This window comes from Streptomyces alfalfae (genome assembly GCF_004127445.1).
GTDB lineage: Bacteria > Actinomycetota > Actinomycetes > Streptomycetales > Streptomycetaceae > Streptomyces > Streptomyces alfalfae.
Genome location: NZ_QEXM01000020.1, coordinates 103,046 through 128,882, shown reverse-complemented (window position 1 = coordinate 128,882; position 25,837 = coordinate 103,046). Strand labels below are relative to the sequence as shown.

Below are 25,837 nucleotides of genomic sequence, written 5' to 3'. Positions count from 1 at the left end.
GGTCTTCGTTCGGTCTTCAGGTCGTCGACGGCGTCGTCGATCGGGGATCGGGGTGGTGCGGTGACGGCGGCGCGGGGCGCGGCCCCGGATCGGCGAACACGCCGGCGACCGTCCGCACGAGGGGCGACGCGGGCAGTTCCTCCAGGGGTACGGGGCGGCCCTCCGCGTCGGACACCGGCAGGCGCCAGTTGGGGTGCACCGTGGAGGTGCCCGGCAGGTTCTGCGGACGGCGGTCGCCCGTCGCGTCCGGCAACCAGACCCCGAGCAGCAGGGCCGGGGTGAGCGGCAGGAAGCGGTGCAGGGCGGCCACCTCGCCGTCCGGTGACGGCAGCAGGCCGAGCCGGGTCAGCTCGGCGAGCCAGCCGTCGCGCTCGCTCGCGGCCTCCGCCTTCTCCGCCTCGGCGGGGCGGGTCAGCAGGCCGAGCCGCTCGCGCAGTTCGACGTGCTCCCCGCTGAGCCAGGCCGCGGTGGTCGGCAGGTCATGGGTGGTGAGCGTGGCCAGGCAGTTCGCGCGCCACTGGTCGGGCGGCAGCGGCCCGTGCCGGCCCTCGCTGCCGCCCACGTACTCGAAGCGCTGCACGGAGGTGCCGAGGATGCCGCGCCCGGCGAGCTCCTCGCGCACGCCCTTCTCCACCGTGCCGAGGTCCTCGCCGATGACGCTCGCACCCGCCCGGTGGGCCTCCAGGGTGAGCGCTCCCAGCATGGCGTGGGCGTCATACCGTACGTACGTGCCCTCCGACGGCGGGCGTCCCTCGGGCACCCACCACAGCCGGAACAGCCCCATCACGTGGTCGACGCGGAGTGCTCCCGCGTGCCGCAGGTTGGAGCGCAGCAGCTCCGCGAAGGGCAGATAGCCCGCGGCGGCGAGCGCGTCCGGGCGCCAGGGCGGCTGGCCCCAGTCCTGGCCCAGCGGGTTGAAGTCGTCCGGTGGCGCGCCGACGCTCATCCCGGCGGCCAGGCAGTGCTGGAGCGCCCAGGCGTCGGCGCCGTCCGGCGCCACCCCGACGGCCAGGTCGTGCACGAGGCCGATCGCCATGCCCGCGTCCTTCGCCGCCCGTTGCGCGGCGGCGAGCTGCTCGTCGGTGATCCAGGCCAGCCAGCGGTGGAACGCGACGCTCTCCGCGAGGTCGTCGCGGGCCCGCGCCACGGCGGGGGAGCGCGGGTCGCGCAGCTCCACGGGCCAGCACCGCCAGTCAGCGCCGTGCTCATCGGCCAGCGCGCACCAGGTGGCGAAGTCGGTGAGCCCCTGGCCCTCGCGTGCCGTGAACGCGGCGAAGGCCGCCGCGCGGCCGGGGGAGAGCGGCACCGCGTGCACGGCGCGCAGCGCCCGGTGCTTGAGGGAGCGGACCGTCTCCCGGTCGATGAGCGAACTGCCGTCGAGCACCCGGGCGTTGACGGCGCGGGCCTGGTCGACCAGCGCGTGCGCGGCGTCGCGCCCCGCCCGGTCCAGGTACGCGTACTCCGGCACCGCCTCCACCCGTACGTGCATCGGATCGGGGAAGCGGCGCGAACTCGGACGGTACGGGGAGGGGTCCGGCAGCGGCCCCGGCGGCACGGCGTGCAGCGGGCCGAGCTGGACGAAACCGGCCCCGAGGTCCCGCCCCGACCAGGTGGCGAGCTCGGCGAGGTCCGCCAGGTCGCCCATGCCCCAGGAGCGGCGGGAGAGCACGGAGTAGAGCTGGACGATCAAGCCCCAGGCACGGCGGTCGGGCACCGCGAGCCGGTCGGGCACGGCGAGCAGTGGGGCCCGTGCCTCGCGCTCGCCCGCACGCACCCGCAGGGTGTGGTGGCCGGGCGGCAGCGGAGCGTCCGCCGGCAGGGTCCCGCCGCCCTCCACCGCCACCTCGCCCACGCTGCTCCGGGGCAGCGTCACGCCCTCTCCGGCGCGCGTGACGACACAGGGTGGCAGCAGCCGTGCGGCCTGCTCCGCGCGGTGGCGGTCCAGGGCCTCACGGGCCGCGGCGGGGGTGGTGGCGTCGACCCCGCAGGCGCCGAGGACGGCGACGAGGGTGTCGGCAGGGACGGCGACGCGCCGGCCCCGGTCGGTGGTGTACTCGGTCGCGACGCCGTGGGCGCGCGCGAGTCCGAGGATCGCCTCAGTCATGGGCGGCCTCCCCGCGCAGGACGGGCACGGGGGCGGCGGCCGGCGTGGCGGGGGCGAAGAGGCGTTCCAGGACCGCCGCGACCCCGTCCTCGTCGTTGCCGGGCGCCGTCTCGTCGGCCATGCGCCGCAGCTCCGGGTGCCCGTTGGCGACGGCCACGCCGTGTCCCGCCCAGGCGAGCAGCGGAATGTCGTTGGGCATGTCGCCGAAGGCGATGGTGTCGGCCCCCGTGAAGCCCAGGAGCGCCGCCGCGCGCGCCACGCCCGCGCCCTTGGTGACGCCGGGTGGCAGCACCTCCACCATGCCCTTGACCGAATGCACCACGGAGACCGCGTCGCCGCACAGCTCCGCGACGGTGGCGGCGACGTCGTCCTCGGGCACCTCGGGGTGGTGCAGCACGAGCTTGTCGATGGGCGAGGCCCACAGCAGCGAACGGTCGGTGGTGACGTCCCAGCCGTGCCTGACGCGTTCCCCGAAGCGGGGGGTGACCTTGAAACGGCTCTCGGGCGGCGCCGTGACGACCCCGAGTTCCAGGGTCCCGAGCACGGCCTCGGCGCGCTCCACCACGTCGCGGGCGAGGTCCAGGTCGAGCGAGGCGGACTCCAGGAGCCGGTCGGTGGCCGCGTCGTAGAGCTGGGCGCCCTGACCGCACACGGCCAGGCCGCGGTAGCCGAGCCCGGCGAGGAAGTCCTTGCAGGCCGTCGCGGGCCGCCCGGTGACGACCAGGTGGTGCGCCCCGGCATCGGCGACGAGGGCCAGCGCCCGCCGGGTGCGCTCGGAGACGGTGAGGTCGCTGCGGAGCAGGGTGCCGTCGAGGTCGGTGGCGACGACGCGGTAGGGCGGGTCGGTCACCGGCACGGTGTCCCAGGCGACACGGCCCGACCGCAGCGTCAGCATCAGCACCAGGTCACGGCCGGCCGGCGGCCCGTCGACGAGGCCCCTGAAGACTCCGTCGCCGACCGGTTCGAGCGCCGTGAGCGCGGCCCCGCTGCCGGTGGGCACCGGCTCGTCGGAGGCCAGCGCCTCGGTGGCGGACTCGCGTGCGCCGGCGGTCTCGGGGGCGGCCCGCGTGACGATCTGGACCCGTTCGAGGAGCGGGTGGCGGTAGGTCACCGTCAGCGCGCCGCCCGGCGCGCGGGACACCCGGCAGCGCTCGCGGAGCTGGTCCGCGAGGTCCGGGCGGTCCGCGGCGCGGGCCACCTCCGTGCTCCGGGCGAAGTCGGCCCGTGCGTACGCGGCTTCGAAGAGACGCTCGTACGCCGCCGCGTCCAGCGGCGCGACGCGCCCGTAGGCCGCGAGGTCACCGCGCTCGGCGGCGACGCGCGCGATGAGGGCGCGGTGCTCGCGCCAGGCCGCGTCGGAGAGCCGGTCGAACCAGCCGTACCGGATGGCCTCCTCGTCGGGGAAGCGCAGCGGCTCGCCGCGCAGCAGGGAGTCGAAGGCCGCGAGCCGCGCGTCGGCGGCCCGCTCCCAGGTGAAGCCCCGTGCCGTGCGGCGGGCGCCGGCCGACAGGCGGGCGTAGGCGCCCGGGTCGTGGCGGAACACGGCGGCGGCCTCCCTGATGCGCGCGACGAGCTCCCCGGCGAGCGCCGGGTCGTCGTCGTGGAACGAGCCGCGTACGGCGAATCCGGTCGCCGCGCGGTCGGTGAGCGGCAGCGCGTGCCGGAAGTGCGCGGTGACCTGCTGGGCCGTGGCGATCGGCACCGCACCGCACGCCATGGCCTCGGCCTGGGCGATGAGGAAGCCGTCCAGCTCGTACTTGGACGGGTAGACGCAGAAGTCGGCGCAGGCCGCGTGCGTGAAGAGGGTGTCCTCGTCGGCGAGCCGCCAGTCGAGGTGGACCTGGCCGGGATGGCGGTCGGCGACGCGCTGGAAGTAGGCGTTGGCGGCGCCCGCGGTCTTCTGGCCGCCCCGGCCGGTCGAACAGCGGATGACGAAGCTGATCTCCGGGTCGGTGGCGAGCACCTCCTCGATCGCCCGCACCAGCTCCAACTGGCCCTTGTGGTGCACCGCGTAGCGGGCCGCGTGGTAGAAGACCGGGCGCGCCGGGTCGAGCCCCAGCGACCGCAGCACCTCGGCGCGGTCGACGGCGGCCGGATCACGGGCCAGCCAGCTCTCCGCGATGCCGCAGCCGCCCACGAGCAGCTTGTGGGCCTGCTCGCGCACCTGCCGGGCGAGCGGCAGGGTCTCGAAGAGCGCTTCCATCGGCGTGTCGCGGAAGGTGCTGTAGTAGGCGCGCTGTCCGGGCGACACGAAGTCCACGAGGTCGGCGTGCGCGGTGACCAGCGGGAAGAGCCCGACGTGGTCGGGGCCGTACACGTCGTGCATGCGGGTGCCCGCCAGGGCGCGGGACATCACGGCCGTGGCGGCGTCCTCCGCGGGAGGCGGCGCGTCCAGGCCGTCCAGGGCCACGGCGTCGCGCACGCCGAACAGGTCGAGGAGCCGTTCCACCTGCGGCCGGTAGAGCTTCTGCGTGACGGGCGCGTTGGCGGCGACCGTCACGGCGGTGCGCAGCCGCGGGGCCGCGCCGAGCACGGGCGGCAGCAGCCAGGAGTAGGACGGCTCGAAGCCGTGCACCACGGCGGGCTCGTCGCCGGTCAGCTCCGCCAGGAAGCGCGCCGCGTCCACCTGGAAGACCAGCGGCTTGAAGTGGGCGAGGTCGCGCCCGGCCGTGCCCGGCGGCGGGTAGAGGCGGTCGGGCAGCAGGTCGAGCTGCGTGTTGGACAGGAAGTACACGTCGACGCCGTCCAGCCGGAGCCGGTGGGCGCGCGTGGTCACGTCGAGGGCGACCTCACCCGGGTGGTCCGGCCACGCCTTGGGGTCCAGGACCAGCGGCACGGAGTGCTCGCGGCGGTAGGGCGTCTCCTCGATCGGGTAGTCCTCCCGCAGCGCGTCGAGGAGACCGTGCGCCGGGGTGATCACGGAGACGCGGTGGCCGCGCGCCGCGTAGGCGCGCGACAGGTTCCACACCAGCGGTGAGAGACCGCCGCGCATCAGGCGGCCGTCGAAGCCGCCGCACTCGAAGGAGACATGGATGATGTGCACGGAAGTAGCGCTCCCTCACTGTGCGGGGACGGCGCGCGCCACAGCGGCGCGCGGTCCCTGCCGGTCGATGTGTGCGGCGCGGCGGCCGATGGATCCGGTCACGGCCGCGCCCCGTCCGCCACCTGCTGCACACGGCCGTCCTCCATGACCACCGCCGAGACCAGGTCGGCGCCCGACGGCACGGCGGCGCCGGGCAGGACGACGCTGCGCCGCACCCGGGCCCCGGCGCCGACACGGACGCCGGGGAACAGCACGCTGTCCTCCACCAGGCCGTGGTTGACCAGGTCGGCGGGGACCACGGAGTCCCGTACGCCGGGGCCGCGGGCCACCCGGTGGCGCGCCACCTCGGGCGCGACGGTCCAGGGCATCCGCTCGACGGGCAGCGCGGGCGCGTCGGGCTGCGGGGAGGCGAGGGCGAGGTGGGCGCGGTGGTAGCGCTCGACGGTGCCGATGTCCTGCCAGTGCCCGGCGACCTCGTGGCCGCGGATGTGCTCTCCGGCCGCGAGCATCGCGGGGATCACGTCGCGGCTGATGTCGTGCTGCCAGTCCGTGCCGTCCAGCAGCTCCAGATGGCGGCGCAGCACGCGCGCGTCGAAGACGCAGAACGCGGCGAAGACCAGGTCGCTCGTGGGGTTCTCGGGCTTCTCGACGAACGCCGTCAGATGCCCCGCCGCGTCGAACTCGACCATGCCGAACAGGTGCACCCAGCGCGGTTCGATGCGCTGGTACGCGACGGTCAGCGCGGCCCCCGACGCCCGGTGCTCCTCGATGAGCGGCCCGTAGTCGAAGCGGTAGACGTGGTCGGCGTGGAGGACGAGGACCTGCTCGGCGTCGCCCCCGAAGACGTACGCGCTCTTGCGGATCAGCGCGTCGGCCGTGCCGCGCTCCAAGGGCCAGGCCCGCTCGGGCAGTTCACGGGGCAGGCCGGCCCCGGCCGTGCGGTAGGCGTGGTCGTACGGGCCGAAGTGCACCCGGAAGCCGGGCGAGGTGTTCCACACCCGGTGCAGGTCGTCCATGAGCTGCCGCTCCTCGTACTGGGAGAGCAGCACGACCTCGCCGAGCCCGGACGCCCGCGCGTTGGCCAGGCTGAAGTCGATGAGGCGGCAGGCGCCGCCGTAGGGCACGAGGGGCTTGAGGCGGCCGGTGCCGAGCGGGCCCATGCGCCTGCCCTCGCCGCCCGCGAGCAGCACCGCCCGTACCGCGCCGGGCTCAGCCATGCCGCACCTCGTCCCACGTCACGCGCCCGGAGGAGAGGGTGAGCAGCAGCCATGCGCCGGGGCGCTCCGGCGCGGGGCCCGCGAACTCGCCGGGGGCGGTGCGGGTCAGCGGCCGGACCTCGGGCCGTGCGCGGCCCTGGGCGTCGGGCGGCGCGGGCAGGACCAGTTCGACGCGGTCGGCGTGCGCGAGCCGGTAGCGGAGCGCTCCGTCGGGCAGCAGCGCGAGGCGGGTGCGCAGCCGGGTCACGTCCTCGGCGGGCACCGCGTCGGGACGGCGCCGGATCGCCTGCTCGCAGGTGGCGAAGTCGGCGCGCAGCCAGGCGGCGTCGAAGAACCGCCGGGCGGCCCCGTCGTCCAGCGGGGCGAGGCGCTCGTACGCGGCGAGGTCACCGTGTTCGACCGCCGCGTCGACGGTCAGCAGCTCGTCGGGCAGCAGCTCCGTCCAGCCGTGCCGCAGGGCGCGTTCGGCGGGCAGCCGAGCGGGCTCGCCGCGCCAGAGCCGGGTGAAGGCGGCCAGGTGCAGGTCGGCGCAGTGCTCCCAGGTGAAGGCGCGGGCGACGGCCGCCGAGCGGCGGGCCAGCTCCCGGTAGTGGCCGGGGTCGTCGGTCCACAGGGCCACCGCCTCCTTCACGCGCGCGGTCAGCGCGGCGGTGAGCAGTTCGTCGTCCTCGGCGAACGACCGGTTCACCGCGAAGCCGGTGGCGGTCCCGGGGCCGTCCGCGTGCCGGAAGTGGGCCATGCCCCGCTGGTCGGTGGCGATGGGGACCGCGCCGGCCGTCATCGCCTCGCCCTGCGCGATCAGGAACGTGTCCATCTCGAACTTGGACGGGAAGAGGCAGAAGTCGGCGGACGCCGCGTACGCGAAGACGCTCCGCTCGTCCACGCGCTCCCACTCCAGGTGCAGCCGACCGGTGTGCCGCCGGGCGATCTCGTGGAAGAACGGGTCGTCGATGCCGTCGGCGGAGATGCAGCGCACGACGAAATTGGCGGCGAGCCCGTCGGACAGGACGCGGTCCACCGCGCGCAACAGCTCCACCTGGCCCTTGTGGTGCACCGCGTAGCGCGCGTTGTGGAAGAACGTGGGCAGGGCCGGGTCGAGGCCGAGGCCGCCGAGCACCTTCTCCCGGTCGACGTCGGCGGGGTCCCAGGCGAGCCATTCGTCGGAGATCGCGCAGCCGCCCACGAACATCTTGTGCGCGTTGCGCCGCACCACGTCGGCGATCGGCAGCCGGGCGAAGAGCTGCTCGAAGGGCGTGTCCCTGAAGGACGCGTAGAAGTCGAGCTGCCCCTCGGAGAGGAAGTCGATCAGGTCGGCGTGCTCGGCGGTCAGTTCGTAGACCGCCACGTGGTCGGCCGGGTAGTCGTAGTGCAGATGCGTGAGCTGCTGGTACTGGCGGATCGCCGCCGGAAGCGCGTCGGCGGTGTCCGGCGCGGGCAGGGGCACGTCCACCCCCAGCTCGTCGAGGAGCCGCCGCACCTTGGGCCCGTAGACCTTCTTGGTGATCGGCATGTTGCTCTGCACGTTGCTGACGACCAGCTTCGAGGGGTCGTCGCGCAGCGCGGCGGGCAGCAGATAGTGGTAATACGGCTCGTGGGCGTGTACGAGGGCCTTCTCGTCGCCGAACCACGTGCGCAGGAACCGCACGCTGTCGACCTGGAAGACGAGCGGCTTGAAGAAGACCAGGTCGTTGCCCTTGGCGGAGTAGGGCGGGTAGAACGTCTCCGGCAGCCGGTCCAGGTACGCGTCGGCCAGGAAGTACAGGTCGACCCCGTCCAGGCGGATGCGGTGCGCGGTGGTGCGCAGCTCCAGGGAGACCTCGGCGGGAAAGCCCCGCCACACCTGCGGGTCGAGGACGACCGGCACCGTGTGGACGTCCTCGTAGGGCAGGTCCTCGACCTCGTAGCGCTCACGGAGGTCGTCGAGCCTGCCGTGGGCCGGGGTGACGATGGAGACCCGGTGGCCGCGCGCGGCGAAGGCCCGGGAGAGGTTCCACAGGTACACCGAGGTGCCGCCCTGCAGGAAGGTGTGGTCGAAGCCGCAGCACTCGAAGTACGTCTCGATGATGTGCAGGCGCGGGTCGGTCGGCTCGGTCACGGTCACGTCCTCGCGGAGGTCGAAGCGGAGGCGGGATGGAGGGCGGGGGTGCGCGCGCCGCCCAGCGCCAGGGCGTGGCGCAGGTCGATCGCGGCGTGGTAGGGGCGGGCGTGGGCGCAGTTGTAGGCCAGCTCGTGCAGCAGCCGCCGCAGGTACAGCAGGCGCCGCAGCGGGCTGTCGGCGGCCGGGCCGAGCAGCAGCCGCAGCACGCGCTCCCGCCACCGGTCGGCCGTGCGGAACACCTGGTCGAGGACGGCGCGGTCCGCCTCCGCCCAGCCGGGGGCGCCGTCCAGGGCGCCGCGCATCGTCTCCAGGGAGTCGACGCCGAGGCGCCGGGCGCTCTCGAACGCCGCCTCGTCGGCCGCGAAGTACTCCAGGGCGCGCTCCACGGCGACGAGGTCCTGGAGCGGCGACTGCGCGGCCCAGCCCGGGTCGTCGGGGCCGAGCGCGGGCGTGGAGAGGTCGATCACGCTCATCCGCCAACCGGTGACGGCGCCGGGGCCGCACAGCAGGTGGGACAGGTGGAGGTCGCCGTGGCACGGGCCGGCTCCGGGCACCTCGTCCCGGCCCTCGAACGCCGCGCCCAGCGATACCACTTCGGCTTCGAGCGCGGCGAAGGCGGCGTGCCAGGACTGCTCGGGCAGCGCCACCCGCGCCTCCGCGAGTCCGGTCCGCCGCTCGGCGGCCCGCGCGAGCACCTCCCGCGCCGGATACCCGGTGGGCGCGGGCCCGCCGAGCCGCGCCGCCAGGTCGCGGTGGAAGGCGTGCAGGAACGTGCCGGCCGCGCGGAGCCGGTCCTCCAGCGGCAGCAGATGGGGCCGCACCACGTCGGCGGGCGACTGCCGGGCGTCGGTCAGGCGCGGCCACAGCGAGCGCAGGTTCTCCCGCAGCGGCAGGTCGATGCCGTCGCCGGGGGCGTAGCGGTAGATCACGCCCAGCGGATGCCGGGCGCCCGTGGCCGGGTCGGTGTAGGTGTAGTCGCCGGCCCACTCGGGGGTGTGCCCGGTGCCGCTCATCAGCCGCAGCAGCTCCGGTTCGCGCACGGCCTCGTCGAGCCTGCGGTAGGTCTTGTGGATGTGCGGCACGCCGGCGATGTCCACCAGCGACAGGGCGTTGGAGGACCAGCCCTGCTCGAAGGGCAGCCTGCGCACGTCGGGCGCGGGACCGCCCGCCCCGCGGAAGCGGATGGTACCGCCGCGCGCGGTCAGCAGCTCACCGCCGTAGCAGGCCCTGGCGACGGCGGCGGCGTCGAACTCCGTGCTGCCGTGCGCCTCCTCGATGCCTCTCGTGCCGCCGGGGCGTACGGGCAGGAAGAACCGCTGCCCGGCCGCGGGCCCGCCGACGGCGGCGACCACGAGGAGGAGCGCGGCGTCGCCGAGCACCGCGTGGTCGACGCGTTCGTAGCGGTCGGCCGTGCGGCCGTCCTCGGACATCCAGGGCGCGGTGCGCAACAGCGGTGCGAGGTCTGCGTCGCGGATCATGCGGCGTCTCAACTCCCGGTCATGTCGAATCGGTTGATGCCGCGCCGCCACACCGCCAGAGCCGTGAGCACCGCCCCCGCGGTCACCACGGGGAGCCAGACCAGGAGGCCCGTGTCGCCCGTCAGGAGGTAGACGCAGGGCACGTACGAGGTGAAGGCGAAGGGCAGCACCCAGGTCAGCAGGGCGCGCAGCGAGGAGTGGTAGATGTCCAGCGGGTAGGCGGCGAACTCCGACACCTGCGTGGCGGCGTACATCGAGGGCAGGCTCGTCACGGTCCAGAAGGACAGCGAGGCGAAGAACAGCTTCACGGCGGTGTGGATCAGCGCGCCGCAGAGCACGAGCAACGGCGCGAGCGCCCACTGCGCCGCGGTCGGGTCCAGGCCGAGTTCACTGCCCGCCCAGAACACGAGGACCGCGCCGACGATCAGCTCGCCCAGGCCGTCGGGGTGGAAGAAGCGCTCGGAGAGCAGGGAGAACAGCGGGTTCACCGGCCGGATGAGATAGCGGTAGAACTCCCCGCGCTGCACCAGTTTGCGGCCCAGTTCCCAGAGCTGGTCGGTGAAGAGGTGGTCGAGGCCGCGCGGCAGCAGGGAGAAGCCGAGCAGGAAGAGCACCTCGTGGTACGACCAGCCGCCCACGGCGGGCACCTGGCGGAAGACCAGGCCCACCACGGCCGTCTGGATGCCGACCCGCACCAGGAACGCCCCCGCGCCGAGCACGAAGTCGAGCCGGTAGGCGGCGAGCCGGTGCAGCCCGACGCCGCCGAGGAAGAGGGAGAGCCGGAGGTACCGCAGAGCCGTGCGCGTCATCCGCCGAGCACCTCCAGGCGTCCGGTGGCGGCGCGCCACAGCACCGCGGACAGGGCGGCGAGCGCCACGGCCCAGCCCGCCTGCTGGGCCAGCACACCAAGGGCTCCCGCGACGCCCTCGTACCGTCCGAGGAGCAGGGTCAGCGGGCCGTCGACCATGCCCCTGAACGGCAGCGCCATGGCGACGGCCGCGAGCGGGCCCGGCATCAGCGCGATTGGGACGAGCTGCCCCGCGAAGAACGCGACCACGCTCTGCTTGAGCATGCGCACGCCCCAGGTGTTGGTGGTGAGGAAGCCGGTCATGCCGGTCAGCAGGTTCACGCAGAAGGCGATGAGCACCGAGAGGAGCGTGGACAGCGCGAACAGCGCGGCGTTCCCGGCGGTCGGCGCCGTCATCGGGACGAGGAAGGAGAACAGCAGCAGCACGGGGACGCCGACGAGCAGCGCGTTGGCCGCCACCACGGGCAGGCAGGCGGCGAACCGCACGAGTGGATAGCTCACGGGGCGCACCAGCATCACCGCCACGTCACCCCGGTAGACCTCGGCGGCCACCTCGTCGTCGACGCGGTTGGCGTGCAGCACCTGGAGCACCTGCGCCACCAGGAGGTACGTGGTGATGCCCGCCGCGGTGAAACCGCCGGGCCCGGCGCCGGGCGAGCCCGCGTACACGGCGCGCCACAGGAAGACCGTCACGGCGGCGCCGGCCGCCGCGGTGACCCCGGTGACGAAGAACATCGAGCGGTACTGGAGCAGCGACTGCAGTCCGCCGGTGGCGAAGGGCAGATAGCGGCGGGCGCGGGTCACCGCACTCATGCGGCCCCGCTCTCGACGGGTGCGGCCGGCTGGTCGGGGGACGCGCTCTCGGTGGCGTCGCGTTCGTAGACGCGCCGCAGCACGTCCTCCAGGTCGGGTTCGGGGGCGTAGCAGTCGGCCAGGTCGAAGCGGTCGAGGAGGAAGGCGAGCACCTGCCGCGAGGTGAAGGCCGCGACGGGATAGTCCACCCGGATGCGCCCGCCGTCGTCCTCGCTCGCCCGCACACCGGGCAGCCCCCGCTCGATCTCCTCGCAGGCGGCGGGCAGCGGCAGCGGGTCGCGGTGGTCGAAGGTGACGCTGCGCCGGTCGGCGGTGCGCAGCAGGTCCTGGATGGTGCCCTGGTGGACGACCCGGCCGCGGTCGACGACCAGGGCGCTGTCGCAGATCGCCGCGATGTCGCCGATGTCATGGCTGGTGAGCACCACGGTGGTGCCGAGCTCCTGGTTGGCGCGGTTGACCAGGACCCGCACGGCCTCCTTCAGGACCATGTCGAGGCCGATGGTCGGCTCGTCCCAGAAGACGACGGCCGGGTCGTGCAGCAGGCTCGCCGCGATCTCGGCGCGCATCCGCTGCCCGAGGCTCAACTGCCGCACCGGCGTGGTGCCCAAGGCGTCGATGTCGAGGAGTTCGCGGTAGAGCCGCAGGTTGCGGCGGTAGACCGGCTCGGGGATGTCGTAGATCCGGCGCAGGATGCGGAAGGAGTCGGGCACCGAGAGGTCCCACCACAGCTGGCTGCGCTGGCCGAAGACGACGCCGATGGAGCGGGCGTTGCGCTGCCGTTCGCGGTAGGGCTCGATGCCTGCGACCAGGCAGCGCCCGGAGGTGGGCGTCATGATGCCGGTGAGCATCTTGATGGTGGTGGACTTCCCCGCGCCGTTGGCCCCGATGTACGCGGTCCGCGAGCCGGCGGGGATCTCGAAGGAGACCCCGTCGACCGCGCGCACGATCCGGTGTTCGCGGGTGAAGAGGGTGGCGAGCGCGCCGAGCAGGCCGGGGCCGCGTTCGGCGACGCGGAACTCCTTGGTGAGGTTCTCCGCGACGATCACGGGCGGGGAGCCGGTCACGTGGCGGTCACCCGCTCGATGGCCTCGGCCAGCATGCCCACGCCTTCGTCGAGTTGGGCCTCGGTGAGGGTGAACGGCGGGGCGAGCCGGATGATGTGCCCGCCGACCGAGGTGCGCAGGCCGAGGTCGAGCGCGGTCGTGTAGACGTTTCGGGCGATGTCGGGCGCGGGCGTACGGCTGTCCTCGTCCGTCACGAACTCCAGGCCGAACAGCAGCCCGGCCGCGCGGACGTCACCGAGCTGCTCATGCCGTGCCCGCAGGGCGCTCAGCCGCTCGTCGAGCAACGCCCCGAGTTCCCGCACGCGTTCGGTGAGCCGGTCGCGTTCGATGATGCCGAGCGTGGCGCGCGCGGCGGCGATGCCGAGGGGGTTGCTCGCGTAGGTGGAGGCGTAGGAACCGGCCCGCGCGGCCTCGGGTGAGCGCAGCAGTTCGGCGCGGCCGGCGAGCACCGCGAAGGGGAAGCCGTTGGCCATGCCCTTGGAGAGGACCACCAGGTCCGGTTCGATGCCCAGGGCCTCGCTGGCGAGGAAGGAGCCGGTGCGCCCGCCGCCGGTCAGCACCTCGTCGGCGACGAGCAGCACGCCGTTCGCGCGGCAGGCCTCGGCGATCTGTTCCCAGTAGCCGGGTGGCGGGACGATCACGCCGGCCGCGCCGAGCACGGGCTCGAAGACGAGCGCGGAGACGTTCGGTTTCTCGGCGATGTGCTTGCGCACCAGCGAGGCGCAACGCACTTCGCACGAGGGGTACTCCAGGTCGAGCGGGCAGCGGTAGCAGTACGGCGAGTAGCCGAGGACGCTGTTCCCCGCGAAGGCCTGGTTGCCGATGTCCCAGTGCACCAGCATCCGGGCGCCCATCGTCTTGCCGTGGAAGCCGTGGCGGAGCGCGCCGAGCCGGTTGCGGCCCGGGGGAGCGGTCGCCTGCACCACGCGCAGCGCGGCCTCGACGGCCTCGGCGCCGGTGGAGAAGAAGGCGTACGTGTCCAGGTGCTCGGGCAGCAACCGGGTGAGCAGGTCGAGGAGTACGTCCCGCCCCTCGGTCGCGCTGTCGTGCACGTTCCACAGCCGGGCGGCCTGCGCGGTGAGCGCGTCGACGACCTCGGGGTGGCAGTGGCCGAGCGACTGCGTGAGCGTGCCCGCGGCGAAGTCGAGGTAGTCGGCGCCGTCCAGATCCGTCAGGACGGCGCCCCGGCCGTGTGCGAAGACACGCTGCCCGAGGGCGGTCTCCTCCGAGGCGCCGGGCGCCAGGTGGGCGGCCTCCCCGGCCAGCTGTGCGCGCTGGCGGTGACCTGTCACTGCTGCCCCCAGTCGGTGGTTCCGATCGTGCGTCAAGTGCGCGCCGGGATCCGGAAGTTGAGCCAGGGCCCGGTGGGCGCGGATCGAGTGAAACAAGCCGCCGACACCTTTGGCAAGAGCTTTCAGAAAGTTTCAGACAGGCCTTGCGGCAGTCGGGTCGGCTCTGCTTGAGTCATGGAGCCGCTTCGAGTACGAGGAGGGAAACGTGGTGACGCACCCCCTTGCCGCCCCGCAGAGCGGGCGGCTTCCTTGAAGGCTCTGATCCTGGCGGGCGGAACGGGCAGCCGACTGCGGCCGTTCACCTTCACCAGTGCCAAGCAACTGCTGCCCATCGCCAACAAGCCCGTGCTCTTCTACGGCCTTGAGGCCATCGCCGCGGCCGGCATCACCGAGACCGCGATCGTGGTCGGCCGGCACGGCACCGAGATCCGCGAAGCCGTGGGCGACGGCGCCCGCTTCGGACTCCGGGTCACCTACCTGCAACAGGACAGCCCGCTGGGCCTCGCCCACGCGGTGCTGCTCGCCCGGGAGTTCCTCGCCGAGGACGACTTCCTGCTCTACCTCGGCGACAACTACCTGCAAGAGGGCCTCACCGGATTCGTCCGGCGGGCCGAGACCGACCGGAGCGCGGCCCGGCTGCTGCTCACCCCGGTGCCCGACCCCACGGCCTTCGGCGTGGCCGAGCTCGACGAGCACGGCGACGTCCTACGCCTGGAGGAGAAACCGGACCGGCCGCGCAGCGACCTCGCCCTCATCGGCGTCTACGCCTTCGGCCCGCAGATCCACCCGGCGGTCCGGGCGATCAGCCCGTCGGGCCGCGGCGAGCTGGAGATCACCGACGCCGTGCAGTGGCTGATCGACCAGGGTCAGCGCGTGGCCGCGGAGACCACCGAGCGGCCCTGGCGCGACACGGGCAGCGTCGACGACCTCCTGGAGGTCAACCGGCAGGTGCTCGACGGCATGACGGGCCTCGTCGAGGGCAAGGTCGATCCGCACAGCACCCTCGTCGGCCGCGTCCGGGTGGCCGAGGGCGCCGTCGTACGCGGCTCACGCCTGGTCGGCCCCGTGGTGATCGGCGCGGGTACCGTCGTCAGCAACAGCAGCATCGGCCCCTACACAGCCATCGCCGAGGACTGCCGGATCGAGGACAGCGCCATCGCGCACTCCGTACTGCTGCGCGGCGCGCAGGTCGAGGGGGCCTCCCGCATCGAGAGCTCCCTGATCGGACGGGGCGCCGCGGTGTCCCCCGCGCCCCGCCTCCCCGGCGCCCACCGGCTCGTCATCGGAGACCACAGCAGAGTGCAGCTCACCTCATGACCGACAACGCCCCGGCGCACGCCGCCGGCCCCCGGACCGCGGGCACGGACCGCGCCTCCCGCATCCTCGTCACCGGCGGCGCGGGGTTCATCGGCTCCGCCCACGTCCGCGCACTGCTCGGGCCCGACGGCCCGGGCGGTGCGGTGACCGTCCTCGACAGCCTCACCTACGCCGGCAGCCTCGCGCGGCTCGCGGAGGTGCGCGACGACCCCCGGTTCACGTTCGCGCACGGCAGCGTCTGCGACGCCGAGCTGGTCGACGCGCTGGTCGCGGACCACGGGCAGATCGTGCACTTCGCCGCGGAGTCCCACGTCGACCGCTCCATCGCGGGCGGCGCCGACTTCACCCGCACCAACGTGCTCGGCACCCAGACGCTGCTCGACGCCGCGCTCCGGCACGGCGTCAGCCCCTTCCTGCACGTCTCCACCGACGAGGTGTACGGCTCGCTGCCGCACGGCGCGGCCACCGAGGAGTCCCCACTCGCGCCCAACTCGCCCTACGCGGCGTCGAAGGCGGCCTCCGACCTCATCGCCCTGGCCCACCACCGCACCCACGGCCTCGACGTCAGGGTCACCCGCTGCTCCAACAACTTCGGCGCCCACCAGCACCCGGAGAAGCTGATCCCGCGCTTCCTCGCCGCCCTGCTCGACGGGGACAGCGTGCCGCTGTACGGCGACGGGCTCCAGATCCGGGACTGGCTGCACACCGACGACCATGTGCGCGGCCTGGAGCTGGTGCGCACCGGAGGGCGGCCGGGCGAGGTCTACAACATCGGCGGCGGCACCTCCCTGACCAACCTGGAGCTGACCCACCGGCTGCTCGCGCTGTGCGGCGCGGACAGCGGGCGCATCGCCCACGTCACCGACCGCAAGGGCCACGACCGCCGATACGCCGTGGACCACACCAAGATCAGCACCGAGCTCGGCTACCGCCCGCGGACCGACTTCGACGAGGCCCTGGCCCGCACGGTCCACTGGTACCGCGAGAACCGCGCCTGGTGGGAACCCCTGCTGCCGGCCCGCTGCTAGCCGCGCCCCCCGGAGTCCGTGCGAGGGCCCGTGAAGAGGCCTAGGCGGAGCGGCGGTCGTCCCGCCGGCCCGACGCGGTCGAGTCGCGGACGACCAGCTCCGGCAGGAAGACGAACTCGCTGTGCGGCGCGGGCGTGCCGCCGATCTCCTCCAGGAGCGTGCGGACCGCGGCCTGGCCCATCGCCTGCACCGGCTGGCGGATCGTGGTCAGCGGGGGATCGGTGAAGGCGATGAGCGGGGAGTCGTCGTAGCCCACCACGGAGATGTCGCGGGGCACGTCGAGGCCCCGCTCGCGGGCGGCACGGACCGCGCCGAGCGCCATCATGTCGCTGGCGCACACGATCGCGGTGCAGCCCCGGCCGATCAGTGTGTCCGCCGCGGCCTGGCCGCCCTCCAGCGAGTACAGCGAGTGCTCGATCAGCTCGGCGGAGGCCTCGGCGGTCATCCCGAGGCGCTCGCGCAGGCCGAGCTGGAAACCCTCGATCTTGCGCAGGACCGGCACGAACCGCCGGGGGCCCACCGCGAGGCCGACGCGGGTGTGGCCGAGCGCGGCCAGGTGCGTCACGGCGAGCCGCGCCGCGGCCCGGTCGTCGGTGGAGACGAAGGGGGCCCGCACCTTGGGGGAGAAGCCGTTCACGAGGACGTAGGGCACGCCCTTGCCGCGCAGCACCTCGTAGCGCTCCATGTCGGCGGTGGTGTCCGCGTGCAGGCCCGAGACGAAGATGATGCCGGAGACGCCGCGGTCGACCAGCATCTCGGTCAGCTCGTCCTCGGTGGAGCCGCCCGGGGTCTGGGTGGCGAGCACCGGTGTGTACCCCTGGCGGGTCAGGGCCTGTCCGATGACCTGGGCGAGCGCGGGGAAGATGGGGTTGTCCAGCTCGGGTGTGATCAGTCCGACCAGGCCCGCGCTGCTGCGCTGGCGCAGGCGGGAGGGGCGGTCGAAGCCGAGCACGTCGAGCGCCGCGAGGACGGATTCCCGGGTGGCCGCCGCGACACCGGGCTTGCCGTTGAGGACGCGGCTCACGGTCGCTTCGCTGACCCCCGCCTGCGCTGCGATGTCGACGAGCCGTGCGGTCATGGACTGGACTGTACCTGTCACCGGCCCGCTTGCCCACCAGATGGGCAAGGGCATGCAACTTTGCTGCAAGCTTCCGTTCATGCAAGAAACTTGCAGCTCTGAAAGCGGCCGCCACGGGGGATTAGGGCCACCTCAGAGCGGTGTCAAGCGCATCGTTGGCAACCGTAAGGACACGCAGCGGTAACAATGACCAACGCTTGCAGAAATTTCCCGCAAGGTCTTTCGGAGCTTTTTCAATCCTGTTACGTTCCCTGGCAACCCGGCGCCGCGTCCAGTGCGGCTCACCCGGAGGCGCCTCTCCCCCGAGGTCACGCCTCCCCTCGTTCCTCGGGTTCAGTCGAAGGAGTTCACATGCGGCGTGGCATAGGGGCCACCGCGCTGGTCGCGGCCCTCACCCTGACGGCGGCAGCCTGCGGTGGTGACGACGGTGACAGCGGCAAGAAGAGCTCGGGCAAGCTCTCCGGCACGGTCACCTTCTGGGACACCTCGAACGACGCGGAGAAGGGGACCTACGAGAAGCTCGCCAAGGGCTTCGAGAAGCTCCACCCCGACGTCAAGGTCAACTACGTGAGCGTCGCGTTCGGCGAGGCCAACGCCAAGTTCAAGAACGCCGCGGGCGGCAACTCCGGGGCCCCCGACGTGATGCGCACCGAGGTCGCCTGGGTCGCCGATTTCGCCAACCTCGGCTACCTCGCCCCGCTGGAGGGCACCGCCGCACTGGACGACGCGGGCGACTACCTGCCGCAGGCGGCGGCGAGCACCAAGTTCAAGGGCAAGACGTACGCGGTCCCGCAGACCATCGACACCCTGGCGCTCTTCTACAACAAGAAGATGCTCAAGAAGGCCGGCGTCCCGGTCCCCGCCACCTTCGACGAGGTGAAGTCCGCCGCGAAGAAGATCAAGTCGAAGACCGGCAAGACCGGCCTCTACCTGCGCGGCGACGACCCGTACTACTACCTCCCGTACCTCTACGGCGAGGGCGGCGACCTCCTCGACACCAAGAACAAGAAGATCACCGCCGACGACCCCGAGGGCGCCGCCGCGTTCAAGGTGATGAAGGACCTGGTCGACTCCAAGGCCGCCACCACCGACGCGAGCGACGGCTACAACAACCAGCTGAACGCCTTCAAGGACGGCGAGGTCGCCATGGCGATCGACGGCCCCTGGTCCATCGAGGGCGCGCTGCAGGGCAAGGAGTTCAAGGCGGACAAGGGCAACCTCGGCGTCGCCCCCGTCCCCGGTGGCAGCGACCGTCAGGCCTCCCCGCAGGGCGGCTGGAACCTCGCCGCCTACGCGGGCTCCGGCAACCTCGACGCGAGCTACGAGTTCATCAAGTACATGAGTTCCGCCAAGGTGCAGCAGCAGACCACCGAGAAGCTCAGCCTGCTGCCCACCCGCACGTCGGTCTACGACGAGAAGTCCGTCAAGGACAACCAGATGGTGCAGTTCTTCAAGCCGGCCGTGGACAAGTCCGTGGAGCGCCCGTGGATCCCGCAGGCCAACTCCCTCTTCGAGCCGATCCGCCTGCAGATGGGCAAGGTGCTCAGCGGCAAGGCCTCGCCGCAGGGCGCGGCGGACGGCGTCGGTGACGCCTACCGCAAGCTCCTCAAGGACTACAAGTAAGCAGCGGGAACGGGAAGAAGAGGAGGGCTGACCGCCTCATGGCTGTCGAGAGCGGCCAGTCGGTGGTGAAGGCCGCGGATGCCCCGGGCATCCGCGGCCGCGGCCACCTGACCGGCAAAACCGACCGCACCGGGAAGAACCACCGGTCCGGCAAGAACCCCGGGCGCCTGCGCCGGGCGCTGTCCACCCACTGGTACGCCTGGGCCATGGTCGCCCCCGTGGTGACCGTGATCGGCGTGATCATCGGCTACCCGCTGGTGCGCGGCCTCTACCTGTCGACGACCGACGCCAACGAGGCGAACGTCGAGCGCACCATCGGCGTCAACCACATCCCGGCGACGTACGAGTCGGTCGGCCTCGACAACTACACCGCGGTCCTCTCCGACGGCGTGTTCTGGGACCGGCTGACCTGGACCGTCATCTGGACCGTCTCCTGTGTCGCGCTGTCCTTCGCGCTCGGCCTGGCCCTGGCCAACATGCTCAACCGCAAGCTGGCGGGACGCTCCTTCTACCGGATGGCGCTGATCCTGCCCTGGGCGGTGCCCGCCTTCGTCTCCGTGTTCACCTGGCGGCTGATCTTCAACGAGAAGAACGGCATCCTCAACAAGCTCCTGGCCGGCGGCGGCATCGACGCCATCCCGTGGCTGAACGACCCCACCTGGGCCAAGCTCTCGGTGATCACCGTCAACGTCTGGCTCGGCGTGCCGTTCATGCTGGTCGCCATGCTCGGCGGCCTCCAGTCCATCCCGGGCGAGCTGTACGAGGCCGCCGAGATGGACGGCGCCAACGCCTGGCAGCGCTTCCGGCACATCACCCTGCCGGGCCTGCGGTCCGTCAGCAGCACGGTGATCCTCATCAGCAGCATCTGGACCTTCAACATGTTCCCGGTGATCTTCCTGCTCACCCGGGGCGGTCCGGGAGACGCCACCGAGATCCTGGTGACGTACGCCTACCGGCTCTCCTTCGTCGTGAGCCCCCGCGACTTCGCGGGCTCCGCGGCCTGGGGCGTGATCATTCTGCTGCTCCTTTCGCTCTTCGCGGTGTTCTACCGCCGCGCGCTCCGCAAGCAGGGAGAAGTCTGGTGACCACCGCGACGAACCGACCGACCGGGACCACGAGCCCGAGCGAGCCGAAGCGGAAGGTCAGGGCGCGCGGCGAACGCGGCCCCCTGGCCTCCGTCGGCCTCCACGTGACGCTGCTCATCGCCTCCGCCATCGCGGTCCTGCCGCCGCTGTGGCTGCTGATCACGTCGTTCAAGCCGCAGAGCGAGGCGTTCTCCACCGCCCTGGTGAAGGACTTCACCCTCGGCAACTACGACCACGTCATCAACGACACCGAGTTCGTGAGCTGGGTCGGCAACTCCCTGCTCGTCGTCGGCCTGACCACCGTCATCGGTGTCTTCATCTCCGCGACCACCGGCTACGCCGTCAGCCGCTTCAGGTTCCCCGGCATGCGGCCGCTGATGTGGCTGCTGCTCATCACCCAGATGTTCCCCGTCGCGGTGCTCATCGTGCCGCTGTACAACCTCCTCGCGAGCCTGGGCCTGCTCAACCAGCCCATCGGCCTCGTCGTCACCTACCTGACGATCGCCGTGCCGTTCTGCGCCTGGATGATGAAGGGGTACTTCGACACCATCCCGGTGGAGATCGACGAGGCGGGGCGCGTGGACGGCCTCAACCCGTTCGGCACCTTCTGGCGGCTCATCGTGCCCCTGGCCAAGCCGGGGCTCGCCGTCACCGGCTTCTACAGCTTCATCACCGGCTGGGCCGAGGTCGCCTACGCGTCCGCGTTCATGACCGGCGAGGAGAACCTCACCCTCGCCGGCGGCCTGCAGACCTTCGTCAACCAGTACACCAGCGACTGGGGCTCGCTGACGGCCGCCGCGGTGATCGTCGCGGTGCCCGCCGCGATCATCTTCGGCTTCGTCCAGCGCCACCTCGTCGGCGGACTGACGGCCGGCGCGACCAAGTCCTGACTCTCGATCTCTCGATCCCAGGGAAGACATGACCCAGCATCTCGCTGCCCCCACAGCCCCCGCCTCCGGCACCCGCACGGACTGGTGGCGCGACGCGGTGATCTACCAGGTCTATCCGCGCAGCTTCGCCGACGGCAACGGTGACGGCATGGGCGACCTGGCGGGCATCCGCGCCAGGCTGCCCTACCTCCGGGACCTCGGCGTCGACGCCGTCTGGCTCAGTCCGTTCTACTCGTCGCCGCAGGCCGACGCCGGATACGACGTCGCCGACTACCGCGCGATCGACCCGATGTTCGGCGACCTGCACGACGCCGACGCCCTCCTGCGCGACGCCCACGCGCTGGGCCTGCGCGTCATCGTCGACCTGGTGCCCAACCACTCGTCCGACCAGCACGACTGGTTCCAGCGCGCCCTGCGCGAGGGCCCGGGCTCCCCGCTGCGCGAGCGCTACCACTTCCGCCCCGGCAAGGGCGCCGACGGCGAACTCCCGCCCAACGACTGGGAGTCCATCTTCGGCGGCCCCGCCTGGACGCGCGTCGAGGACGGCGAGTGGTACCTCCACCTCTTCGCCCCCGAGCAGCCCGACTTCAACTGGGAGCACCCCGCCGTCCGGGACGAGTTCCGCTCCATCCTGCGGTTCTGGCTCGACATGGGCGTCGACGGCTTCCGCGTCGACGTCGCCCACGGCCTGGTCAAGGCCGAGGGCCTGCCCGACCTCGGCACCCACGACCAGCTCAAGCTGCTCGGCAACGACGCCATGCCGTTCTTCGACCAGGACGGTGTGCACGAGATCTACCGCAGCTGGCGCGCCGTCCTCGCCGAGTACGCGGGCAACGACCTCGGCCCCGCGGGCTCCGGGGGCCGGGGCCAGGGGTCGGGCGCGCGCATCCTCGTCGCCGAGGCCTGGACGCCCACCGTCGAGCGCGCCGCCGCCTACGTGCGCCCCGACGAGATGCACCAGGCCTTCAACTTCCACTACCTGGGCACCTACTGGGACGCCGCCGAGCTGCGCGCGGTCATCGACGAGTCGCTGGCCGCCATGCGGCCCGTCGGGGCCCCCGCCACCTGGGTGCTCTCCAACCACGACGTCACCCGCCACGCCACGCGGTTCGCCAACCCGCCGGGGCTCGGCACCCAGCTGTGCACGCCCGGCGACCGCGAGCTCGGCCTGCGCCGCGCCCGCGCCGCGACCCTCCTGATGCTCGCGCTGCCCGGCTCCGCCTACGTCTACCAGGGCGAGGAGCTCGGCCTGCCCGACGTCACCGACCTGCCCGACGAGGTGCGTCAGGACCCCTCGTTCGTCCGGGCCAGCGGCCAGGACGGCTTCCGCGACGGCTGCCGGGTGCCCATCCCGTGGACCGTCGACGGGCCGAGCCACGGCTTCGGCGCGGGCGGGAGCTGGCTGCCGCAGCCCGCCGGCTGGGGCGAGCTGAGCGTCCAGGCCCAGACCGGTGACCCCGACTCGACCCTGGAGCTCTACCGGCGGGCGCTGCACGTACGGCGGACGCAGCCGGGCCTCGGCGCCGGTGACTCGCTGGAGTGGCTCGACGCCCCCGAGGGCGTGCTCGCCTTCCGCCGCGAGGGCTTCGTGTGCACCGCGAACACCACGGGCGCCCCGGTGCGGATGCCGGCCCCCGGCCGGGTCCTGCTCGCCAACACCGCCGTGGAGATCGTGGACGGCACGACCGAACTGCCCGCGGACACCACCGCCTGGTGGGCGGTGTGACCACCTCCCCGCCGCGCGCCTCGGACTGGGCCGACCGCGGTGCTCCGCGCCTCGCGGACATCGCGGCCCAGGCCGGGGTGAGCGAAGCCACCGCGAGCCGGGTGCTCAACGGCAAACCGGGGGTGGCGACGGGCACGCGGCAACGGGTGCTCGCGGCCCTGGACATCCTGGGCTACGAGCGCCCGCTGCGCCTGAAGCGGCACAGCGCCGGTCTCGTCGGGCTCGTCGTCCCCGAGCTGAGCAACCCGATCTTCCCCGCCTTCGCGCAGGTCGTCGAGCAGGTGCTCGCCGGGCACGGCTACACGCCCATGCTGTGCACCCAGATGCCGGGCGGCGCGACCGAGGACGAACTGGTCGAGCAACTGGAGGAGCGCCGCGTCAGCGGCATCGTGTTCCTCTCCGGGCTCCACGCGGACACCACGGCGGACCCCACCCGCTACCTCGAACTGGCGGGGCGGGGCACGCCGTTCGTCCTGATCAACGGCTACAACGAGAACATCCCGGTGTCCTTCGTCTCGCCCGACGACCGAGCGGCGGCCCGGATGGCGGTGCGCCACCTGGTCGATCTGGGGCACGAGCGGATCGGTCTGGCCATCGGCCCGACCAGGTACGTGCCCTCCCGGCGCAAGGCGGAGGGGTTCACCGCGGCGCTGCACGGCCTGCTCGGCCTGGCACAGGGGGAGGCCGAGCGGCTGGTGCAGCGCACCCTGTTCACCGTCGAGGGCGGCCACGCGGCGGCCAGCGCGCTCCTGGACCAGGGGTGCACGGCGATGGTCTGCGGCAGCGACATGATGGCGCTCGGGGCCGTGCGCGCGGTGCGTCAGCGCGGGCTCTCGGTGCCGGGGGACGTCTCCGTCGTCGGCTTCGACGACTCGCCGCTGATCGCGTTCACCGACCCGCCGCTGACGACGGTGCGTCAGCCGGTGCAGGCCATGGCCACCGCGGCGGTGGGCGCGCTGCTCGAAGAGATCCAGGGCAACCCCGTGCAGCACACGGAGTTCGTCTTCCAGCCCGAGCTGGTCGTCCGGGGGTCCACGGCGCAGGCGCCGCGCTGAGAGCGGACGTACGGGCCAGGCTCTGGAAGGACGGCCCCGGAGCCGGCCCGGTCGGGGCAGCGGGGTGACGATGTGGCCCCGGGGCCTTCCCGTTCCTGGGACCCGGCCCGAACGGCCGGGCGCGTGGGGCCCGGTGTGCCGGGCCCCCGGCCGCTCGAACCGGAGTCGTGGTTGAACGTAACACCGTCGCAATCTCTTGCGAAAGGTCTTGCGGCGTATGAAATCCCGGAAACCGCAGTGTGGCGACCAGTTGTGCGTGAAGGGTTGACCCCGGTTCCCCGGGGTCGTACGGTCTCGTCCGAAATCGGCGTTGAAATGTTGCTGCAACATCCTTCAACGGCCTGACGGGCACGGCGCGTTGCCGCACAGGGCCATCCCCACTGACGCAGGAGACCATCATGGCTGCCCGGAAGACCGGGGTCCGCAGACCCCTCGCCGCCACCCTCGCCCTCGCCGCCGGAGTCGCCGGCGGCCTCGTCGCCGGAGCCCCGCAGGCACAGGCCGCCCCGCCCGGCGGCAAGGACGTCACCGCCGTGCTCTTCGAGTGGGAGTACGCCTCGGTGGCCAAGGCGTGCACGGACCAGCTCGGCCCCGACGGATACGGCGCCGTGCAGGTGTCACCACCACAGGAGCGCCTCCAGGGCGAGGCGTGGTGGGCCGCGTACCAGCCCGTGAGCTACAAGATCGGCACCCGGCTCGGTGACCGGTCCGCGTTCAAGAACATGGTGGACACCTGCCACTCCGCGGGCGTCAAGGTCGTCGCCGACGCGGTGATCAACCACATGACGAACGCCTCGGGCACCGGCTCCGCGGGCTCCCGCTTCACCAAATACGACTACCCGGGCACGTACTCCCGCTTCGACATGGACAACTGCCAGGCGTCCATCAGCAACTACCAGGACCGCTGGAACACCCAGAACTGCGAACTGGGCGGCCTCGCCGACCTCGACACCGGCGAGGAGTACGTCCGGGGCAGGATCGCGACCTACCTCAACGACCTCCTCTCCCTCGGCGTCGACGGCTTCCGCGTCGACGCGGCCAAGCACATCCCCGTCGACGACCTCAAGAACATCAAGTCGCGGCTGAACAAGCAGGACGTCTACTGGAAGCAGGAGACGCTGTACGGCGCGAACGAGGCGGTCTCGCCGAGCGAGTACACCGCCGTCGGCGACGCGCAGGAGTTCCGGTACGCCTGGGACCTCAAGCGGGTCTTCAACGACGAGAAGCTCGCCTACCTCAAGAACTACGGCGAGGGCTGGGGCTACATGCCCGGCTCCAAGTCGTCCGTCTTCGTCACCAACCACGACACCGAACGGCACGGCCAGAGCCTCAACTACAAGGACGGCGCGAAGTACACCCTCGCGCACGTGTTCATGCTCGCCCTGCCCTACGGCTCGCCCGACGTGCACTCCGGCTACGAGTTCAGCAACAACGACGCGGGGTCGCCCGACGGCGGTCATGTGAAGGCCTGCTACAACGACGGCTGGAAGTGCCAGCACGCCTGGCCCGAGATCAAGAGCATGGTCAAGTTCCGCAACGCCGCGCACGGCAAGGGCATGACCAACTGGTGGGACAACGGCAACGACGCGATCGCCTTCGGCCGCGGCGACAAGGCGTACGTGGTGATCAACCACGAGGGTCACGCCGTCAACCGGACCTTCCAGACCTCGCTGGCCGCCGGCACGTACTGCGACGTCCAGGGCCGCAGGACCGTCAACGTCAACGGCTCGGGGCAGTTCACGGCGTCCGTGGCGCCCGACACGGCGCTCGCGCTGCACGTGGGGGCCCGCAAGTGCTGAGCGCCGTGCGGCGCGGCTGAACCCGTCCTCTGGGCCGCCCGGCATCCGCCTTCCCGCTGCCGGGCGGCCCGCCCCGCCCCGGGCTCCGCCCCTCTCACGCCGGAGTGACTCAGGGCTCGGCCCCTGGTCCCGCCCCCTGACGCCGGGGTGCTGGATTCCAGGGCTCCGCCCCGGACCCCGCTCCTCAAACGCCGGAGGGGCTGAATCCCAGGGCGTCGCCCCTGGGTCGCTCCTCCTCCGCCGGAGTGATTTCAGGGCTCCGCCCCTGGTCCCGTTCCTCCTCCGCCACACGCCCGAGGGGCCCCGCTTCCGTCCCTCC

General features: G+C 72.6%; 17 protein-coding genes and 1 pseudogene. 8 read left to right on the top strand and 10 right to left on the bottom strand.

The features are described from left to right. Positions 1–16 precede the first annotated feature (16 nt). The 9 genes from malQ to DCW30_RS08030 all read right to left on the bottom strand — a co-directional run bounded on the left by malQ (position 17) and on the right by DCW30_RS08030 (position 13,917). Positions 17–2,104 (bottom strand): 4-alpha-glucanotransferase, encoded by a 2,088-nt coding sequence (gene malQ / locus DCW30_RS08070; protein ID WP_076682709.1) that lies wholly within the window; start codon positions 2,102–2,104, stop codon positions 17–19. Further along, the gene (locus tag DCW30_RS38100) at positions 2,097–5,147 is read right to left on the bottom strand and encodes an HAD-IIB family hydrolase (RefSeq protein WP_079249875.1); all 3,051 of its coding nucleotides are present in this window, start codon (positions 5,145–5,147) and stop codon (positions 2,097–2,099) included. The genes malQ and DCW30_RS38100 overlap by 8 nt, the downstream gene beginning before the upstream one ends. A gap of 98 nt (positions 5,148–5,245) precedes the next feature. Then, the gene (locus DCW30_RS08060; RefSeq protein ID WP_076682707.1) at positions 5,246–6,364 is read right to left on the bottom strand and encodes a sugar phosphate nucleotidyltransferase; all 1,119 of its coding nucleotides are present in this window, start codon (positions 6,362–6,364) and stop codon (positions 5,246–5,248) included. Beyond that, entirely contained in the window at positions 6,357–8,459 is a 2,103-nt protein-coding gene (locus tag DCW30_RS08055; protein WP_237283308.1) for a glycosyltransferase, read from the bottom strand. The genes DCW30_RS08060 and DCW30_RS08055 overlap by 8 nt, the downstream gene beginning before the upstream one ends. Positions 8,460–8,461: 2 nt before the next feature. Beyond that, on the bottom strand, positions 8,462–9,940 hold the full coding sequence (locus DCW30_RS08050; protein WP_076682705.1) for a hypothetical protein: 1,479 nt from the start codon (positions 9,938–9,940) through the stop codon (positions 8,462–8,464). Positions 9,941–9,948: 8 nt separating this feature from the next. After that, complete coding sequence (locus tag DCW30_RS08045) at positions 9,949–10,749, bottom strand: ABC transporter permease (RefSeq protein WP_076682703.1); 801 nt, start codon at positions 10,747–10,749, stop codon at positions 9,949–9,951. After that, positions 10,746–11,561: an ABC transporter permease gene (locus DCW30_RS08040; RefSeq protein ID WP_062772653.1), complete on the bottom strand. Its 816-nt coding sequence runs from the start codon at positions 11,559–11,561 to the stop codon at positions 10,746–10,748. Before DCW30_RS08040 ends, DCW30_RS08045 begins: the two co-directional genes overlap by 4 nt. Beyond that, complete coding sequence (locus DCW30_RS08035) at positions 11,558–12,625, bottom strand: ABC transporter ATP-binding protein (protein WP_237283307.1); 1,068 nt, start codon at positions 12,623–12,625, stop codon at positions 11,558–11,560. The genes DCW30_RS08040 and DCW30_RS08035 overlap by 4 nt, the downstream gene beginning before the upstream one ends. Further along, positions 12,622–13,917: an aspartate aminotransferase family protein gene (locus DCW30_RS08030; protein WP_079249874.1), complete on the bottom strand. Its 1,296-nt coding sequence runs from the start codon at positions 13,915–13,917 to the stop codon at positions 12,622–12,624. The genes DCW30_RS08035 and DCW30_RS08030 overlap by 4 nt, the downstream gene beginning before the upstream one ends. Before the next feature lie 249 nt (positions 13,918–14,166). On the opposite strand from DCW30_RS08030, the gene DCW30_RS08025 reads away from it, so the two are divergent. Continuing rightward, on the top strand, positions 14,167–15,234 hold the full coding sequence (locus DCW30_RS08025; RefSeq protein ID WP_076682701.1) for a glucose-1-phosphate thymidylyltransferase: 1,068 nt from the start codon (positions 14,167–14,169) through the stop codon (positions 15,232–15,234). Next, entirely contained in the window at positions 15,231–16,262 is a 1,032-nt protein-coding gene (rfbB, locus tag DCW30_RS08020; RefSeq protein WP_076682699.1) for a dTDP-glucose 4,6-dehydratase, read from the top strand. The genes DCW30_RS08025 and rfbB overlap by 4 nt, the downstream gene beginning before the upstream one ends. A gap of 40 nt (positions 16,263–16,302) precedes the next feature. On the opposite strand, the gene DCW30_RS08015 is transcribed toward rfbB, so the two are convergent. Beyond that, on the bottom strand, positions 16,303–17,340 hold the full coding sequence (locus DCW30_RS08015; RefSeq protein ID WP_076682698.1) for a LacI family DNA-binding transcriptional regulator: 1,038 nt from the start codon (positions 17,338–17,340) through the stop codon (positions 16,303–16,305). Between the two features lie 351 nt (positions 17,341–17,691). On the opposite strand from DCW30_RS08015, the gene DCW30_RS08010 reads away from it, so the two are divergent. From DCW30_RS08010 to DCW30_RS07985, 6 genes and pseudogenes are all read left to right on the top strand, one after another. Then, positions 17,692–18,963, top strand: coding sequence for an extracellular solute-binding protein (locus tag DCW30_RS08010; RefSeq protein ID WP_076682696.1), 1,272 nt, complete (start codon positions 17,692–17,694; stop codon positions 18,961–18,963). Between the two features lie 38 nt (positions 18,964–19,001). After that, positions 19,002–20,048, top strand: a complete 1,047-nt coding sequence (locus DCW30_RS08005; RefSeq protein WP_076682694.1) for a carbohydrate ABC transporter permease — start codon at positions 19,002–19,004, stop codon at positions 20,046–20,048. Further along, entirely contained in the window at positions 20,042–20,938 is an 897-nt protein-coding gene (locus tag DCW30_RS08000) for a sugar ABC transporter permease (protein WP_373569006.1), read from the top strand. Before DCW30_RS08005 ends, DCW30_RS08000 begins: the two co-directional genes overlap by 7 nt. A gap of 28 nt (positions 20,939–20,966) precedes the next feature. Next, a complete protein-coding gene (locus tag DCW30_RS07995; RefSeq protein WP_076682692.1) occupies positions 20,967–22,664 on the top strand; it encodes a glycoside hydrolase family 13 protein in 1,698 nt (565 codons plus the stop codon). Continuing rightward, positions 22,652–23,719 carry a LacI family DNA-binding transcriptional regulator gene (locus tag DCW30_RS07990; protein WP_062772629.1) on the top strand — a complete coding sequence of 356 codons (1,068 nt, stop codon included), beginning with the start codon at positions 22,652–22,654 and terminating at the stop codon, positions 23,717–23,719. The genes DCW30_RS07995 and DCW30_RS07990 overlap by 13 nt, the downstream gene beginning before the upstream one ends. 398 nt (positions 23,720–24,117) lie before the next feature. Beyond that, a pseudogene (locus tag DCW30_RS07985) lies at positions 24,118–25,515 on the top strand (alpha-amylase); the annotation flags it as partial. Between the last annotated feature and the right edge of the window lie 322 nt (positions 25,516–25,837).

Excerpts from the sequence above, each read along its gene's own strand:
- DCW30_RS08060 (WP_076682707.1), bottom strand. The coding sequence starts at position 6,364 with ATGGCTGAGCCCGGCGCGGTACGGGCGGTGCTGCTCGCGGGCGGCGAG.
- rfbB (WP_076682699.1), top strand. The coding sequence starts at position 15,231 with ATGACCGACAACGCCCCGGCGCACGCCGCCGGCCCCCGGACCGCGGGC.
- DCW30_RS08045 (WP_076682703.1), bottom strand. The coding sequence starts at position 10,749 with ATGACGCGCACGGCTCTGCGGTACCTCCGGCTCTCCCTCTTCCTCGGC.
- malQ (WP_076682709.1), bottom strand. The coding sequence starts at position 2,104 with ATGACTGAGGCGATCCTCGGACTCGCGCGCGCCCACGGCGTCGCGACC.
- DCW30_RS08015 (WP_076682698.1), bottom strand. The coding sequence starts at position 17,340 with ATGACCGCACGGCTCGTCGACATCGCAGCGCAGGCGGGGGTCAGCGAA.
- DCW30_RS07995 (WP_076682692.1), top strand. The coding sequence starts at position 20,967 with ATGACCCAGCATCTCGCTGCCCCCACAGCCCCCGCCTCCGGCACCCGC.
- DCW30_RS08040 (WP_062772653.1), bottom strand. The coding sequence starts at position 11,561 with ATGAGTGCGGTGACCCGCGCCCGCCGCTATCTGCCCTTCGCCACCGGC.
- DCW30_RS08010 (WP_076682696.1), top strand. The coding sequence starts at position 17,692 with ATGCGGCGTGGCATAGGGGCCACCGCGCTGGTCGCGGCCCTCACCCTG.
- DCW30_RS08005 (WP_076682694.1), top strand. The coding sequence starts at position 19,002 with ATGGCTGTCGAGAGCGGCCAGTCGGTGGTGAAGGCCGCGGATGCCCCG.
- DCW30_RS08050 (WP_076682705.1), bottom strand. The coding sequence starts at position 9,940 with ATGATCCGCGACGCAGACCTCGCACCGCTGTTGCGCACCGCGCCCTGG.